Consider the following 16771-nt stretch of genomic DNA (forward strand, 5'->3'; position numbering starts at 1 on the left):
GCTTAGTAAATCGGCACTGATTAATAAGTCCCAAATGAAGGCTACAGTTTTACTGATGGCATCTAAACAGTGTTACCCAAAAGCTAAACAATAAAGTTAAACCATCGCTTTGTAATATTGCCATTAGTATTTTAATTTTATTACTTGTAAAAGCGCCGCTATCTCTCACATGGTTAGATATCTAAACAACAATTGACACCGGTGTCAATCAACATTAGCATTATCGTAAAATAAATTCATTTAAAATGATGCTTAGTTGTTAAATGTTTGCTAGTAAACAGGCATGTTCATTATCATAACGTCATTAAGCTATCCATTAGGAGTGCCAACATTGCTATTAATCCGACGCAGTATTAGTTTTTTGTTAATTTCAGACCACTCACATCGATATTTAAATGTTAACAAAGTAAAAACAAGGGGCATTATCTACCTACTGAGTTTCTGGCTATTGGCTAGTTCTGAAGTAGCATATTCCCAACAAGACGTTGAAGTATTTCAAATAACTGGCTCTCACTTTTCTAAAAAAGAACTATCTACACCAATTCCTGCTGTAAGCTTAACCGCAAGTGAAATAGAGGCACTCAGTGCAATTAGCTTTGCAGATGTTTTAAAGGGACTACCGGGAGTGGATATTAATCAACAAGGGGGAGAAAGTGGGCTAACTTTTTTGTCCATTCGTGGAGGCGATCCAAATTTTGTCACTATCTTGATTGATGGTGTGAAAGTAAATGACCCGACCAATAGCCGTGGCGGCGCATTTGACTTAGGGACCATAGACCCCAATATGATTGAGAAAGTAGAGCTGTACTACGGTAGTTATTCTAGTGTTTTTGGATCAGATGCGTTAGCAGGCGTTATTAGCATTACGACAAAAACACCTAAAGATGGTGAACTAGGTAGTATCAGCCTTAGGTACGGAGAGGGTGGTACATTAGGTGCAAACATCAATTTAGGTGTACCTATAAGCTCGTTTGCTAATGGTAATTTAAGTGCGTCATTTCAAAATGGAGACAATAGCACTTTCTCTGATTCATTTTCTCGTAAACAGGTAATCGGGTCCATTACCTCTAATGGCAACACAGATTCACAATGGGAGCTAGGAGGGTTCTTTGCTCAAGGAAAAGGTGAGTATTTTCCAGAAGATAGCGGCGGAGACAGACTGGCAATTATCCGCACCCCAGAACGCAGAGATTACAGTCAAAGTAATCTAAGTGCGAAGTTCAAACATTCTGTCACTAATAAACTTGATTTAACCGTTACAACTGCCTATTCAAAGCGTAAAGAGAGCATTATTAATCCAGGTATTAGTGATGGCGTGTTAGATGGTGTTCCGCCTATTGAAAGTCAAACTGATTATCACAACATAGACAGTTTGGTTAAATTCACCTACCCGCTATCTGATTATATTCATAGTACTTTTGGAGTCGCCTACACTCACGAAGAAGGCGAAATGGACAGTATTATTGATTTTGGAATTTTAATAGATGCCGACTATGGGTTGAACCGCAGCACTCGTTCAGGATTTGGTGAAATATCCATATCAAATCAAGCCTGGTATAACTTACTAGCCGGTATTCGATATGACAACTCTGGAAACCTTAGCGTGTCTACGCATCGTATTATTGGAAATGTGGATTTAACTGACAGCCTTATTTTACACGGTCAATTCAGTGAGGGATTTAAACTACCCAGTTTCTATGCACTTGGACACCCTTTAGTGGGAAATAAAGACCTAAAGCCTGAGCAAAGCCAAAATGTAGAGCTTGGAGCTCACGTATTAACATTGGATAAAAGGCTATCTACCCGCTTAAACTTTTATCAGAATAAATATTTAGATTTAGTAGACTTCGATCCAGTTAATTTTACCAATGTAAATCGCTCGACTATAAAGGTTAAAGGAGTTGAACTGAGCAGCTCTTACACCCCTACTCAAAAATGGCAGTTGGATGCACAAGTAAGTTTTAATGACGTTAATACATATGATGACACTGTAATCTTGCGCAGAAGACCTGAATTCAAAGGCAGTATTAGAGTAACCCACCATTATAGTGAACCACTAAACTTCACTTTTAGGTATAGAGTTAATGATGATTACTTTGACAGCTCTGTTCCTACTGGTTTTGTAAAACTGAACGGACGTAATCAAGTAGACTTTTCAGCTCAGTGGGAAACCCAATCTGACACATCTTGGAAAATATACATCAATAATATTTTCGACAATGACAAAGAAGAGGTTATTGGGTTTCATAATATAGGGCGTGATATTAACGTAAGCCTAACAATAAAAGTGTAAAAAAAAGCGAACACATAGGTGTTCGCTTATTCTTAAAATACATATTTGGATGCTCATCAGAAAAGCACCTACTGATATTGCCTATTGAAAGTCTTTCTCAGTAAAAGGCATCTGTCTTGATTGAGTGTTTTCTCGCATTTGTTTAACGAAACCAGCTTCTATAACACTCGACTGATTACCCCAGTTATTACGAATATATGTCGCAACATCAGCTAACTGTTGATCATCTAAATTACGGGCCAAACCAGGCATTACCATAGGCAAATTGTACTGCTTGCCACTAACAGTAATGGGCCCCATTAATCCATGTAATAGCACTTTAACCAGTCGCTCTGGAGATTTCTCTACCCATTCGCTGTTCACTAATTGTGGTCCCATGCCATCTATACCCTCGCCGTTTTTTCCATGACACCCAAAGCACGCAGCGCTTGTTTCAAATAATTGTTTACCACGGTTATAACTTTGCTGAGCATTACCACTTAAGTTAAGTATATTGGTTTTTTCTACCTTTACTTCACCCACTGAATCTAGCATTGCGAGAAATTCACTACTGGCATGTCCATTAATTAAACCTTTAAAAGTTTTTTCTTTGCCAGTTAGTCCACTGATCGCTGCTTCTCGGATCCAAGGCTCATGCTCGTAGGTTTCAATCACAGTCTTGAGTGCCAGTAAAGCATCCGGATGTTCTATTTCACCTGCCACTAGAGCAATATGTAAAGCAGTTTCATAATCCTTAGGGGCTAGGTTAAGCAATTGCTTTGCAATCTTTGAATGCTCCCTCGATGGGAGTCGAGTGCTCAATTCAATTGCAGCGGTCACTACTTTAGAATGGGGATCCTTAAGCGCAGCTAAGATGATATCGCCAGTTAAAGCTTGCAAACCCTCTAATGCCCACAAAGCATTAATGCGCCCTCTGTGATCATTGCTTTTTGTCGCTATTTTAATTAGCTCTTCAGTAAACCCATACTGTTCATTTTGTACTATTAATTGTCTAGCGATATCTCTAAACCAACCATTAGAAGCATCAATATGTGCAATCCAGCTTGATGGCCCTTGATGCAACAAAGAAGGCTTTTTACTTAAAGCGTTATCTGCCCAACGTAGACGATAGATTCGCCCCATACTAGAATTGTGCTTATCGAGTTCACGGGCCTCAGATTGCTCCCTTAAGTAGGTTGTCAAAAATTCTTTATGTTGGATAACCCCATGATACATATCAACTATATATAACGAACCATCGGGTGCTGTATACAAGTTTACTGGTCTGAAGCGCTCATCAGTGGAGGCAACAATTTCTGATTTTGGATATATTTCCCTACCAGATAACTTGCCTTTTTCTTCGATAATATCTCGGACAGTGATTAGATTCCCTGCGGGTTCTGGAGTAAAAGAAACACCATAAAACTGTTTGGGAAATTGCTCTCCCCTGTAAACAGTATTACCGCTAGCAGCTGTAAAATTCTTTAACTTACCCTTGTTTTCTCCCTCGCTTACAAGTGTGCTGGGTAAATAGGCGCGATTAACACCGGGGTTAATTCTAGCGGGATAAACTCGAGTTGAACCTATGTTATTAGCCTTTACAGAACGTTGAAAACCAGGGTTTTTCATCAATGACCCTGGCAATAAAAATTCTCCTTGCGCTGGTGAACTATTACCATTGTGAAATAACCGTCCATAGTCATCCATACTCAAACCCCATTGACCACGTCTGTCAGTTACTGCACGCACCATTTTCCAATACTGATTTCGGTAGACCTCTTCTGCATTGCTAGGAACTTCTGCAGTTAAAGGTAGTGTTTTATACTTCTTATCGCTTTTGGCGTTGTAATACCAGTTATCAAGAGAGTACATCATGGCATTAGGCTTATGTTCGACACTTCCGCCTTGGGCATAGGTTTCATCTACAACTTCACGAATGCCTAAAGTGTCATTTTCAAGTACTTCGGCAAAATACAATTTATTGATATCAGCATATAAAATGCCGCCCTTAACTAGCGAAATACTTCTAGGCAAAATTACATCACTTAAAAATACTGTGCGTTTGTCAATTTTTCCATCACCATCTGTGTCATCCAGAATCACGATATTGCCTTCAGGAACTTCTTCATTGTTCCCGTCTAGGTCTGGCATGAATGTAATCATCTCAGCTACCCAAATACGGCCATTACCATCAAATGTAATAGCAACAGGGCTTTGTACTAAAGGTTCAGATGCCACGTTTTCAAGGACAAATCCTTTTTGCACTTGCATTGAAGCTAAAGCCTCTGCAACAGATAGAATTGGGGCAGGTGGGATAGCATCTTCGGCAATTGGAGGCGTCATGTCATGGCCCTCACGATCCCCCTTGTTGACAGATGTTTGTGCCACTGCATTAGTTATAAATACAACACATATTAAGAAACTACGAATTAACATACATTTACTCCAACTCTCGGGACCTTGAATTTCTAAACCTGACAATATAGTTTTGCCAGCTTTTCTCAGCTTTTTACTACCATGCTTTTGAAACCCAATACGCCCTTTCGTGTTAGTTGTATCAATAACATGTGCAGTGAAAATTACACTTTTTTGGTAGTGATATTACGCCCCATTAGTAAGCTCAATATCACCAGGTTAAATGGCCATCAAATATCAATCGGCAAGATGACGTCACCCTAATACACTTTCTAAATGAAAGTGATAAACCATTTGATAATCTAATTTAATTGCTCTAACTCTAATACGAACTGAGCTCAAAAAAAGACTGACTCAATCTGTAGTGGCATTAATATTTTCAAGTAACTCCTGCAACGCCGCTTTCATACCAAGCTTTTGAATTATGCCTAACCAATCACACAACTTTTCTTTAAATGCTGGATAACTCTGCAGACTTTCAGGAAAAATACTATGCACACTTAAATAGGCATCAATAAGCTCATCAAGGTTATTGGCATGTTGTTTGTAAATACTCGCAAGTTGCTCTGCCCGAGGATCTTGCACTTCAATTGCAACACCGTTTTCATTAACCCCCGTTGTGTACCTAAGCCACCCTGCGATTGCAAAACTCAAAGCATCGATTGCTTGGTTGTTTTTTAGCTTATATTCCACCGTATGCAACAAACGCTGTGGCACTTTTTGTGAGCCATCCATAGCAATTTGATACGTGCGGTGGTGTAACTCTGGATTAGAAAATCGTTGTAATAAGTCATCACAATATTTTTGTAAATCTAACCCTTCGGGAGCCACAATAGTGGGGGCAATTTCAACCTTCATTAGATGGGTTAAAAAGCGGGTTAATTCTGGATTTTCCTTGACTTGATGTACGAAGTCTAAGCCTGTTAGGTAACCTACATACGCTAAAGAAGAATGGGCACCATTTAATAAACGCAGTTTTGCATTTTCATAGGCATCTACATCCTTAACAATATTGACCCCAACTTTTTGCCACGCTGGGAGCTTACCTACAAAGTTATCTTCAATAACCCACTGGCTGAAACGTTCTGTTTTTACCATGGCTAAATCATGGTACCCATATCGTTGGGAAAACATGTCAATATCATCAGCGGTTGTGGCAGGTACTATGCGATCTATCATAGTATTTGGGAACTTAACTTGTGCCTTTATCCAATCAGTTAATGCAGGCTCTATGCTCCCAGCAAACTGTAATACTACTTTGGCGAGGGTTTTACCATTACTCGGTAAATTATCACAACTTAAAACAGTGAAGGCAGGCAAAGCGTGGTCGCGCCTAAACTTAAGAGCTGACACAATAAAACCAATAGCAGTTTTAGGTGAGTCTAGATTAACTAAATCATGCTGAATATCTGGGTTTTGTAGGTCAAGATCTCCACTTACCACATCATGACAATAGCCTTTTTCAGTTACCGTTAACGACACAATTTGTGTAGTTTCTGCGGCCATTACATCTAATACCGCTTGTGGACTTTCTGGAGCAACCAGTACATCTTCAATAGCACTTACCAAGAAGCGGTTGCTGCCACTGGCATCGCTTTCGATAACATTATAAAAACAGTTTTGTGGTACGAGTTGATCACGAACAGTTGCACTACGCAGCGACACCCCAACAATTGACCAAATATCCTCTGCAGCTTTAGCAGCCAATCCATTCACATTATTTGTATAAACAGCCTGATGGGCGCGGTGAAAAGCGCCAATTCCTAGGTGTACAATTTTTGCTGAAGCTTTTGGAGTTCGCTGTGATTCATCGCTATGTGTATTCGCAACAATTGCATTGTTAAGTCGCTTAAATTGCATTCTTGATAACCATATAATAAGAGTAAGAGTTAAAGCTTATAAGCTGATTTAGCCAAGTTGTAGGTTAAATCAACCGCAAGCTCTTCGGCCTCGTATTCATCGATTTGATGTTTTACAACGAGTTCAGCTAAGTATGCACAGTCCATTCTGCGAGCAAGATCATGGCGGGCAGGAATCGACAAAAATGCACGAGTATCATCATTAAAACCAACGGTATTATAAAAACCTGCAACCTCGGTCGTCGCCTTTCTATAACGACTCATACCCTCTGGGCTGTCATGAAACCACCAAGGTGGTCCTAGCTTTAAACAACGATAATGGCCAGCTAATGGGCCTAGCTCCCTACTGTATACTGTTTCATCCAAAGTAAATAAAATAATATTTAGTCGACTATCGTTGCCGTATTTATCCAGTAGAGGTTTTAAAGCATCCACATATTCGGTAGCTTTCGGCAAATCAGCTCCTTTATCTCGACCAAACTCTAAGAATAACTGTTGATTATGATTTCGATAACATCCAGGATGAATCTGCATTACTAAACCATCTTCAATAGACATTTCTGCCATTTTAGTCAGCATATGCGCTCTGAATAATTCAGCGTCATCGGCTAGAACAGGCCCATTAATCAACTTTTCAAACAGGGCTTTGGCTTTTGAGTCGCTTAAAACTGCTGTATTTGCCGTAGGATGTCCATGGTCTGTTGCAGTAGCTCCCATTTTTTTGAAATATGCCCGTCTCAGTTTTAATGCCTTAATATATTCGGGGTAATGCAAACAATCTAACCCAGTTACCTCACTTAACTTTTTAAGCTTTGGTAGAAAAGATTCGTGCTCCGCATCAATTACACTATCAGGCCTAAATGAGGTAATCACTCTGCCATCCCAGTCAGAGTCCAATATCTTTTGATGGTATTTTAACGAATCAGTTGGGCATTCGGTGGTTGCCAGTACCTCGATATTATATTTATCGAACAAGGCTCGGGGTAAAAAAGCACTAGTTGCTAATTTATCGCTTATGGTGTTGTAATAAAAATCTGCCGTTTTTGCATTTAGCTTTACACTAATTCCGAAGGTATTTACAAATACGAAGTTCAGCCAATAGTACGAGGGCGTACCTCTGAAAAGGTGAAAATGTTCGGCAAAAATTTTCCAGACTTGCTGAGGCTCAACGTGTGAAGCAAAGTTGCTGCAACCTTTAATACCAAGTGTATCTAGAGTAACTCCCTGACTATAAAGCATTCGATAAACGTAATGATCAGGTTGCACTAAAAGTTCACTAGGGTTTGAGAATGGTAGGTTTTCAGAAAACCATCTAGGATCTGTATGCCCATGGGGGCTCAAAATGGGCAAATTAGCAATTTGATCGTACAAGTTTCGCGCAATATTACGCTCTGCTAGATTAGCTGAAAAAAAAGTGTCTGGGTGCAGAACTAAAGGCCTTGTCATATAGAAACTCTACTCCTATCTAGGTGCACCAAAATTAACTTAACTGATATAAAGAATGTAGGTGATTTTTAAAGCGTAACCGCTATTGACACCGGTGTCAACCACATCAAAAGCAACTAACTTTATTTATTTCAGGTAACAATAAAGTTATAGATATCAGTTAGCTTGTTCTTTGGTATCAAATACCACTCTAACTTCATCTACCTCAAGTGAACAACATTGCCTAATATCAAGTCCTTTGGGCAGTATATGGGTAGCTACTAGCACTATTTTATTAGTAGACAATGTATTGATAATTTCGCTAATACGTTTGATATTGTCAGTATCTAAGGCTTCGAAGGGTTCATCTAAAAGTAATAAACTAGCTTGGCTCAACATAGCTCTGGCAAGGCCTAATCTTTTCTTCTCTCCCCCCGAAAGCAATCGGCTATTTTCTCCTAACCACTGGTCTAAATTATCAAGAGAATATAAACCTACCTCGTTTAAGACTTGTCGCATGTTAGCATCTGAAGCATTCAGGTTAGCGACCTGCAAGTTTGCTCTTACAGTATCAGACAATACATATGGAAATTGTTCTAGGTAAACAGCGTCAGACAATAAGCCATGCTGCTTAGATTGAGCGTGTGTCGTAAATTCAAGTTCACGAGAGCCTTGATGCTCAATCAACCCTGCTAACGCCTTTAGAAAACGGCTTTTCCCAGCCCCAGAACTACCCACTAATACATTAACACCGCCTTTATTAAAGTGTGCATTGGTCTCATTCATATTGGTGTCTATGGGTTTGAATTTAGCCACCTCAATTGCGTCTATGTGTTCTGAGATAACCGATAGGTCCTGCGTATTTGTGGAGGTATCTTGAATCGCTTTTTTAGCTTCGACATAACTAACAAGCTGCTTTTGGTTAGCCAAAGCCGGAGTTAACCAATCATTCAAAGACAGCAACAATATAGGGAGCACAATAAACTCAGCATGGCCAAGATACTCACCAGAGTAATGACTTAATATAGTAATAAGCAAACCCATACCAGATAATATAAGCAACAATGATGCATTCCTAACTTGCCTTTGTTGATATGCTTCAAGCTCGCGGAGTTTATTTAGCCTTGGCGCATTTTTATTGTAGCTATGCAGTAAATGCCAAATAGGCGCGGCTTCGATATGTTGCAAAATAGCAAATTGAGCCTGTTTTTTGGCTGCAACAATATTAGCGCTCACCTTGAGCATAGCGATCAATAAACCTAAATAGATAAACATAAAAATCCCTGTAAAGATGATTACCCTTGTTGTTAATGGTGGCAGTAAAACTATTGAAACAAGATTAAGCATAGCTAAAGAAAGAAGAATTCCTGCATTTTGTCCAACCCAAGCAATCCAAATACTCGCTACTTCTTCACTTTGATGATGTAGGGCATCTAAAGATTGCTCTCTAGAAATCGATACTTTGTTTTCTAAACCGGCGAAAATTTTCAATCGCAACGCCGCTAATTTGTTTAATAGATGGTTGTGACCCACCAGCATGCTGAAATAACCTGATGCGATACGTAAAATAGCCAACGCGCGGATCACCACAGCCGGTAACATGTAATTAAAACCCATTCCTGCAATACTGCAGGCAGCGATAAACCAAGACGCCACAATCAAAATGGCAAGGCCCGCTGCAAAGTGCGTTAACATCAGCAATAAGGTTGCAACTAGCTTTAAGCCTTGAGGTTTTGCATTTACCTCAGCTTTTATGGTGTTGCTAGATGAAGCTTCTCTCATGGTGTTTCCTTAATTTCACCATGGCTAACCTTCCAGATGCGGTTAAACCAAGTATCAGGAAGCGTTTTATGAGATGCCCAAACCACTGTTTTGTGCTGTAATTTTTGATGGATGAGGTCGGCTATTTCTTGATGCTGTTCGATAGTCAAATGGGCGGTAGGCTCATCTAATAACACCACATCTTTAGGTTTTAGTAATACTCGCGCCAACGCTAAACGTTGAGCTTCACCACCCGATAAAGCGGGACAATCTCCCAACTCAGTTGCTAAGCCATTAGATAAATTGTTTAACCAATCAATAAGCCCTACTTCTTGCAATGCGTTTACCATGTCGTGTTCGGTAACTGACAAGTCACCTAAATGTAAATTAAAGGCAACAGACTTATCTAACACTGCAGTTTGCTGGGATAATAAGGCGAGATCAGCAGATAACTGGTGTGATGACGCTCTAAATCCCATTAGGGCTTCAAGTAATACTGTTTTACCTTGCCCAGAATTACCTTGTAACGATACCCAGTCACCTGGCTCTAGCGTTAGCTTGTTTGCATGTAAGTTAGGCGTAGTAACATGAAAATTTAACCAAGCTAAGCCAGTAAAGGCTGCTTTGTTATTCAAGAGCTCGTACTCATCTAATAGTAAAGCAAACCTTTCTGCACTGGCCTCGGCTTTTGCTTTTTGATGATAAAAGCGCCCTAAAGCCCGTAACTCTGAGAATAACAAAGGTGCAGTCAACAACATAAATAGGCCCTGTTCTAAACTGATCTCAGGGCCAATGTTTATTTCACCTAGCATAGAAAAGCCAATAAATACCGCGACTAAAGCCATGGCAATAGTGGCAAAAAAATCTAAAACAGTTGTAGATAAAAAGGCTATCGACACAACACTCATCGTTTTACGATTAACAATATTACTCGCGTCATTGAGTCTTTTTAATTGATCTTGATGCTGTCCACTTGTGGTGATTAAAGTCAGTGCTTTTAGGCGGTCAGAAAACATGTCACCGAGGCGCTCTAGGGCAATAAAATGCTTTCTGTGTAACGCTGCTGCGCCTTTACCGACTAAAACCATAAAGACAGGAATCAAGGGCATAGTCACGCATAAGATGATGGCAACCACATAGTTAATCGGAAAAATAACCAGTAAAGCCACCAAAGGCGCAATAGCTGAAAGCCACTTTTGCACACTATATTGAATTAGATAGTTGCCAATATCGGAGATATTGTTGAGTAACAATTGCTGCCAATAGGTGGCTGAATGTTGACGGGTGATCGCAATGTGTTTGTTTTTGAAAACCCTATGGACACGGTTCTCTAACTCAGTCTCAATTTTGTATTTGCTATGGCTTTGCAAGTTATCTGCAAGCCATATCAAACTTATCCAAATCAATGCGGCACATGCCAAAGGCACAAGCTGCTCTGGGAGGACATTCTGTTGCTCAACTATCACCCAATGAGTGGTTTTAGCAAAAAACCAAAATACAGAAATTTGCGCAACAAGCTGAAACAAACGCACCAATAACACGCGAGCTTGGCCAGAGAGCATTTCTTTCGAAATACGCCGCAGCCATGTTTGTGCTTGCTGCTCGGGTGTTATTGATGCCTCTATCATTTATCTTCGTCCCTTGGGCCTACATCGCCAAGGCGGTCCATATCTTCCGTAGCCTCTAACCACAAGGCGTTAATAATGCCAAACGAACACGCTAGTAAAACGCCTAAAATCCAAGTGAAATACCACATAAAGTGACTCCTTAATAAAGTACGTGAGACTTGTTCAAGTCTGCTTGTTTGATACGACCACGCATTACCCAAAAACCATAAGCACTATAACTAAGTACAATAGGTACAAAGATACAGGCAACAATAAACATAGTTTGTAAGGTAAGCTGAGATGAAGTGGCGTCCCATATGGTTAAACTTGCACTCGGCATAATGCTGCTAGGCATTAAAAACGGGAACATTGCAAAACCTGCAGTTAAAATAATGCCAGTTATAGCCAATGCACTGGCTACAAATGCCCAACCGCTGCGACCCACATAAGAAGCCCATGCACAAGTAAGCGCAGCACCAATACCCAAAACCGGTGCTATTATCATCCAAGGGTAAGTGGTGTAATTGTTAAACCACGCACCACTAACAATTTCTACAGTTTTATTCAGAGGGTTACTTGTTGCATAACTATCTACAGCAGAGGTGATCACATAACCATCAACTCCAATAGCTAGATATATGCCTGCTAAGGCAAACAAGCCCGCGGTGAAAATCGATAAATACACAGACACAGTTTGGGTACGTTTGTGCAAGTCACCATCGGTTTTAAGTTGTAGCCAACTCGCGCCATGGTTAAGCAACATAGCCACTGACACTAAGCCGCTTAACAGAGCAAAGGGGGTCAATAGTCCAAAAAAGCTGCCGTTATAGGTAGACATTAAGGCGTCGTCATATTCAAAAGGCACACCTAGCAATAAATTGCCAAATGCCACTCCGAAGATTAACGATGGAATAAAGCCACCAGCAAACAGGGCCCAATCCCATGCTAAACGCCATTGTTTGTGGGGTAACTTAGCGCGGTATTCAAAACCCAGTGGGCGCATCCATAATGCGATTAAGGTTAAAGCTAGGGCCACATAAAACCCTGAAAATGCCGTAGCATATATCATAGGCCAAGCTGCAAATATGGCTCCGCCAGCCGTGATAAACCACACTTGATTACCATCCCAATGGGGACCAATAGTGTTGATCATCACTCGTCTGTCTTGGTCAGTTTTGCCAACTAACGTGAGCAAAGCCCCTACGCCTAAATCAAACCCATCGGTTACTGCAAAACCAATCAGTAATACACCAACCAATACCCACCACACTACGCGAAGAAATTCGTAATCAATCATGATTGTGCTCCTTGAGGTTGAGAATCCATAAGTGAAGCCTCTTCAAGTGCTTGTTCGGCTTCAGCAAAAGTTTGTGAGGGGCCTTTTTTGGCATATTTTTGCATTAGATAAAACGCAATCACAAACATCACAAAATAAAAGGCGGTATAGGCAACTAAGGTAAAGATTACATCTGCGACACTTAGGTTTGAGACTGAGGTGTGCACAGGTAAAATCTCGGCTATCGACCAGGGTTGGCGACCATATTCCGCGACAAACCATCCAGCTTCACAAGCAATCCAAGGTAGTGGCAAACTCCAAAGCGAAGCTTTTAGCAACCAACGGGGTTTAGTTATTTGGTGTTTGGTTGAGTAGTAAAAAGCGAGAGCAAAAATAACTAACATTATAAAACCCGATGCCACCATGATCCTAAAGCTCCAAAATAATGGCGCAACTGGCGGTATACTGTAATCAACGGCCCTAGTTAACGCTTCTTCACTGGGATTAGTGACATCATCGGTAAAGGGCTGCAATAACATGGCATAGCCAAGGTCGTCTTTGTGTTGTTCGAATATAGAAAGCTCTACCTCTGAGGCTTCTCCGGCACGCACACTGTCTAGTAATGCATAAGCTCTTATACCCGACAATATGCGTTCTCGGTTTATCTCTTTATGCTCTTTCAATCCCTTAACTTCCTCATCAAGTGAGCGAGTGGCAATAATTCCCATGGCGTATGGAATTTGCAGGGCATAATCAACCTCTTGTGTTTCGTCATTAGGTATACCAAATACCGTAAAGTCTGCAGGGGCTTCTTGGGTTTCATATTCTGCTTCAACTGCAGCAAGTTTTACTTGCTGTACATCACCCAACTCATAACCACTTTCATCACCTAAAATAATTACAGAGATAACTGACGCTAAACCAAAGCTTGCAGCTATAGCAAAAGAGCGCCTTGCAAAGGCTACGTCTCGGCCTTTAAGTAAGTAATAAGCAGATATTGCCAATACAAAAACAGCGGCAGTCACATAGCCAGCTGATACTGTATGTACAAACTTAACTTGAGCGACGGGGTTAAACACCACTTCGCTAAAACTGGTCATCTCCATCCGCATTGATTCGAAGTTAAACTCTGATCCTACAGGGTGTTGCATCCAACCATTTGCAATCAAAATCCACAAAGCTGAAAAGTTTGACCCTATTGCCACTAACCAAGTCGCCGTAAGGTGTTTAACCTTAGACATCTTGTCCCAGCCAAAAAAGAACAAACCTACGAATGTCGATTCTAAGAAGAAGGCCATCAACCCCTCTATAGCTAAGGGCGCGCCAAATATGTCACCCACATAATGGGAATAGTAAGACCAATTCATACCAAACTGGAATTCCATAGTTAAACCAGTGGCAACACCTATGGCAAAGTTAATACCAAACAACTTCCCCCAAAACTTGGTCATTTGTTTGTAGATTTCTTTACCTGTCAAAACATACACAGACTCCATAATCGCCAGCATAAATGTCATGCCTAAGGTCAATGGAACAAATATGAAATGAAACATGGCAGTCATCGCAAATTGCAATCGAGAGAGCTCGACTAACGTTTCGTTCATTCAGTTTCTCCTAAAATGTGCTTATTAAAAAATAACAAATTGAAAGTATTCTGGACGAGACTTTGCATTAGGTATGCCAAATTCAAAATCAGCGTTAAGAACCTGATTTTAATAGGTATTTAGGTTGAAAAAATTGATCTAGATCAACAAGTAAAAAATAACCACTGTCATATTTGACATTGGTTACTCATACTTTAGTTGCAGCAGTTATTCACCAAAGAATAACAAGTTATTTCGTAATGGTTTTAGTCAGGGAGAAAGCTCCGCGAATATCATCTAGAGTAAAGCCCGTAGCGGCATCTTCGGGATATTGGGCAGTAATAATTTGCTGTAGTGTTTTATCAACTGAGGTTCCGTGGCACGCCAAACAGATTTGATCGGTAGGGATTGCTTTCATATATCTAAAGGTATCTTGAGTTTGTATGCTTGCCTCAAGCGTGGTTGCTGATACCCCTTGTTTAAACAAAGAGTCAAAATGTTTTAAATTCTTAATTTCCCAACCTGAAGCTTGGTTATCTGTATTGCGCACTTTTAAACTAGTTCGTGATATCTGCCAGCCATCAGTTGAAAGTGTTGCGGCAATTTGTGAAGCTTGATCTTTGCAAATATTGACGCCATTTTCGAACCCTCCGGTTTGAATGGCGCTTACGAGAGTTTGTTTTAAAGTGGTAGCAAATACTTTTACTTTTTCCTTTGCTTCATTCTCAAGCTGTTTATTAACAACAACTTCTTGTGACACATTATCTTTATGGATTGCCAATTCGGATGACCTAACTTCCGAATAACTAGCTGTACTTAGTAATAACAAAGTCAAAGCTAATGATTTTATCTTTAAATGCGCTTTCATAATTTGTGAGTTCCTAGGTTAAAGGTGTTTGGGTATAAAGGTTTTATAAACCTCCGTAACTAGTTAATACAACAAACAAAACACATGCCATTTCAACTTCAGCGCTAATCTATATTTAACTAATTGATTTATATAACGAATAAATTTAAATCCTACAACCAAAGCTAAACCCTTTGTAATTATTGCCAAATATGACAAAGTGATGGACAAAAATGTCAGTGTAAAGTGTATTAGCTATGAATATATCTATCGTACAATCGATGATCAACGCCATTGAAAACCCTGCTATTTTCATCAATACCGAATACAAAATTTTAGCGGTCAATCAAGCCTATAGAGATACTTACGATATTCAAGTAACACTAGGCAATAGTCACTGTTATGAGATTTCTCATCAACATCAGCAGCCCTGTGAAAAACATGGTGAAGAATGCCCAATGCAACAATGCATGAAAACAGGCAGAACTAGCAGTGTGGTGCATATTCACAATACTGAGCGCGGTAAAACCTATTGCGACATATTGATGAAGCCCATCAAAGATGAAGATGGTATTACAGCTGGCTTTTTAGAAATACTGAATCGCATTAATTATGCGTCAGCTGAGTCACATTCCAACAGGATGATAGGAAGCTCAGCCCCCTTTAAGGCCATGTTAACTAAAATTAACCGCGCCGCTAAATCAGAGATTTCAGCACTGTTACACGGCGAAACGGGAACTGGAAAAGAACTAGTTGCCAAAGCTTTACACGAATCAAGCAAAAGAGCAGACAAGCCATTTGTGATAATTGAATGTACAGGTTTAAATGACAACTTATTTGAGTCTGAGCTATTTGGTCATGAAAAAGGAGCGTTTACAGGGGCCACGCAAGCTAAAAAAGGGCTTATAGAATTAGCCCATGGCGGCACGGTATTTTTTGACGAAATCGCTGATGTGCCTTTAACTATGCAGGTTAAATTACTAAGACTCCTAGAAACACAATGTTATCGGACTGTAGGTGGAATTAAGCAACGTAAAGCGGATTTTAGGTTAATCTGTGCAAGTCATCATAATTTACTTGAACTAGTGAAAAAGGGAGAGTTTAGGAAAGACTTGTATTACCGTATAGCCGGTTTCCCTATAAATTTACCGTCTTTAGCCAAACGCCATGATGACATCCCGGCCCTAGCTTTACATTTTTTACATGGCTCGGAGCTAGACCACAAAACCTTTTCAGATAAAGCATTAAACCAACTTAGCCGCTATAGCTTTCCGGGTAACATTCGTGAGCTAAAGAATATAGTGGAACAATCAGCTTTACTAGCCAATGAAGATACTATCAATGTAGATGATTTACCTGAATATATTCTTGATGAAAATTTTGCAGAGGTAGAGATAATAAAAGAGCTAGTTCCCTTAGATAAAGCGGAGGAATTCTATCTTACTCGAATTTGCAAAACCCAAAGCCTAGCTATAGATGAGCTCGCCCAAGAGCTTGGGATCAGCACCCGTACTCTGTATCGAAAGTTTAAAAAATATAATCTTAAGTATGAGTAATTAAGTGTAATACCAAGTTAATTTAATTGGCGAGAGTTCAGAATAAATCCAGCATTTTATGAACTAGGTTATGTGTAAAAGCTGATGGCTCTCTTTTAAATACTGACACCCATAGGCCAGTTTTAAACTGGGTTTACTCTGCGTTTTTCACATTTAAAATAGGGGTATTA

11 protein-coding genes are annotated in these 16771 nt (G+C 40.0%); 2 read left to right on the forward strand and 9 right to left on the reverse strand.

The genetic code is table 11. The annotated features are described in order from the left end of the window. Positions 1-331: 331 nt before the first annotated feature. A complete protein-coding gene (locus tag EOK74_RS01195; RefSeq protein WP_166638692.1) occupies positions 332-2293 on the forward strand; it encodes a TonB-dependent receptor plug domain-containing protein in 1962 nt (653 codons plus the stop codon). Positions 2294-2374: 81 nt separating this feature from the next. Here the strand turns inward: EOK74_RS01195 and EOK74_RS01200 are convergent, their stop codons facing one another. The 9 genes from EOK74_RS01200 to EOK74_RS01240 all read right to left on the reverse strand — a co-directional run bounded on the left by EOK74_RS01200 (position 2375) and on the right by EOK74_RS01240 (position 15066). Continuing rightward, entirely contained in the window at positions 2375-4708 is a 2334-nt protein-coding gene (locus tag EOK74_RS01200) for a PVC-type heme-binding CxxCH protein (protein WP_133468076.1), read from the reverse strand. A 333-nt stretch (positions 4709-5041) separates the two neighbouring features. Beyond that, complete coding sequence (locus tag EOK74_RS01205) at positions 5042-6547, reverse strand: mannitol dehydrogenase family protein (protein ID WP_133468077.1); 1506 nt, start codon at positions 6545-6547, stop codon at positions 5042-5044. Between the two features lie 29 nt (positions 6548-6576). Continuing rightward, positions 6577-7992 (reverse strand): glucuronate isomerase, encoded by a 1416-nt coding sequence (gene uxaC / locus EOK74_RS01210; RefSeq protein ID WP_133468078.1) that lies wholly within the window; start codon positions 7990-7992, stop codon positions 6577-6579. Between the two features lie 156 nt (positions 7993-8148). Beyond that, the gene (locus EOK74_RS01215; RefSeq protein WP_133468079.1) at positions 8149-9753 is read right to left on the reverse strand and encodes an ATP-binding cassette domain-containing protein; all 1605 of its coding nucleotides are present in this window, start codon (positions 9751-9753) and stop codon (positions 8149-8151) included. Continuing rightward, the gene (locus tag EOK74_RS01220; RefSeq protein ID WP_133468080.1) at positions 9750-11360 is read right to left on the reverse strand and encodes an ABC transporter ATP-binding protein/permease; all 1611 of its coding nucleotides are present in this window, start codon (positions 11358-11360) and stop codon (positions 9750-9752) included. The genes EOK74_RS01215 and EOK74_RS01220 overlap by 4 nt, the downstream gene beginning before the upstream one ends. Then, complete coding sequence (cydX, locus tag EOK74_RS01225) at positions 11357-11488, reverse strand: cytochrome bd-I oxidase subunit CydX (protein WP_133468081.1); 132 nt, start codon at positions 11486-11488, stop codon at positions 11357-11359. Before cydX ends, EOK74_RS01220 begins: the two co-directional genes overlap by 4 nt. An 11-nt stretch (positions 11489-11499) precedes the next feature. After that, complete coding sequence (gene cydB, locus EOK74_RS01230) at positions 11500-12636, reverse strand: cytochrome d ubiquinol oxidase subunit II (RefSeq protein WP_133468082.1); 1137 nt, start codon at positions 12634-12636, stop codon at positions 11500-11502. Continuing rightward, entirely contained in the window at positions 12633-14219 is a 1587-nt protein-coding gene (locus EOK74_RS01235) for a cytochrome ubiquinol oxidase subunit I (RefSeq protein WP_133468083.1), read from the reverse strand. The genes cydB and EOK74_RS01235 overlap by 4 nt, the downstream gene beginning before the upstream one ends. A 229-nt stretch (positions 14220-14448) precedes the next feature. Continuing rightward, positions 14449-15066 carry a Tll0287-like domain-containing protein gene (locus EOK74_RS01240; RefSeq protein WP_133468084.1) on the reverse strand — a complete coding sequence of 206 codons (618 nt, stop codon included), beginning with the start codon at positions 15064-15066 and terminating at the stop codon, positions 14449-14451. Between the two features lie 236 nt (positions 15067-15302). Here EOK74_RS01240 and EOK74_RS01245 point away from each other — a divergent pair, with 236 nt between their 5' ends. Beyond that, positions 15303-16601 carry a sigma-54 interaction domain-containing protein gene (locus EOK74_RS01245; RefSeq protein WP_239023958.1) on the forward strand — a complete coding sequence of 433 codons (1299 nt, stop codon included), beginning with the start codon at positions 15303-15305 and terminating at the stop codon, positions 16599-16601. Positions 16602-16771: the final 170 nt, after the last annotated feature.

The sequence above is a fragment of the Paraglaciecola marina genome, from assembly GCF_004360155.1.
In the GTDB taxonomy this organism is placed as follows: domain Bacteria; phylum Pseudomonadota; class Gammaproteobacteria; order Enterobacterales; family Alteromonadaceae; genus Paraglaciecola; species Paraglaciecola marina.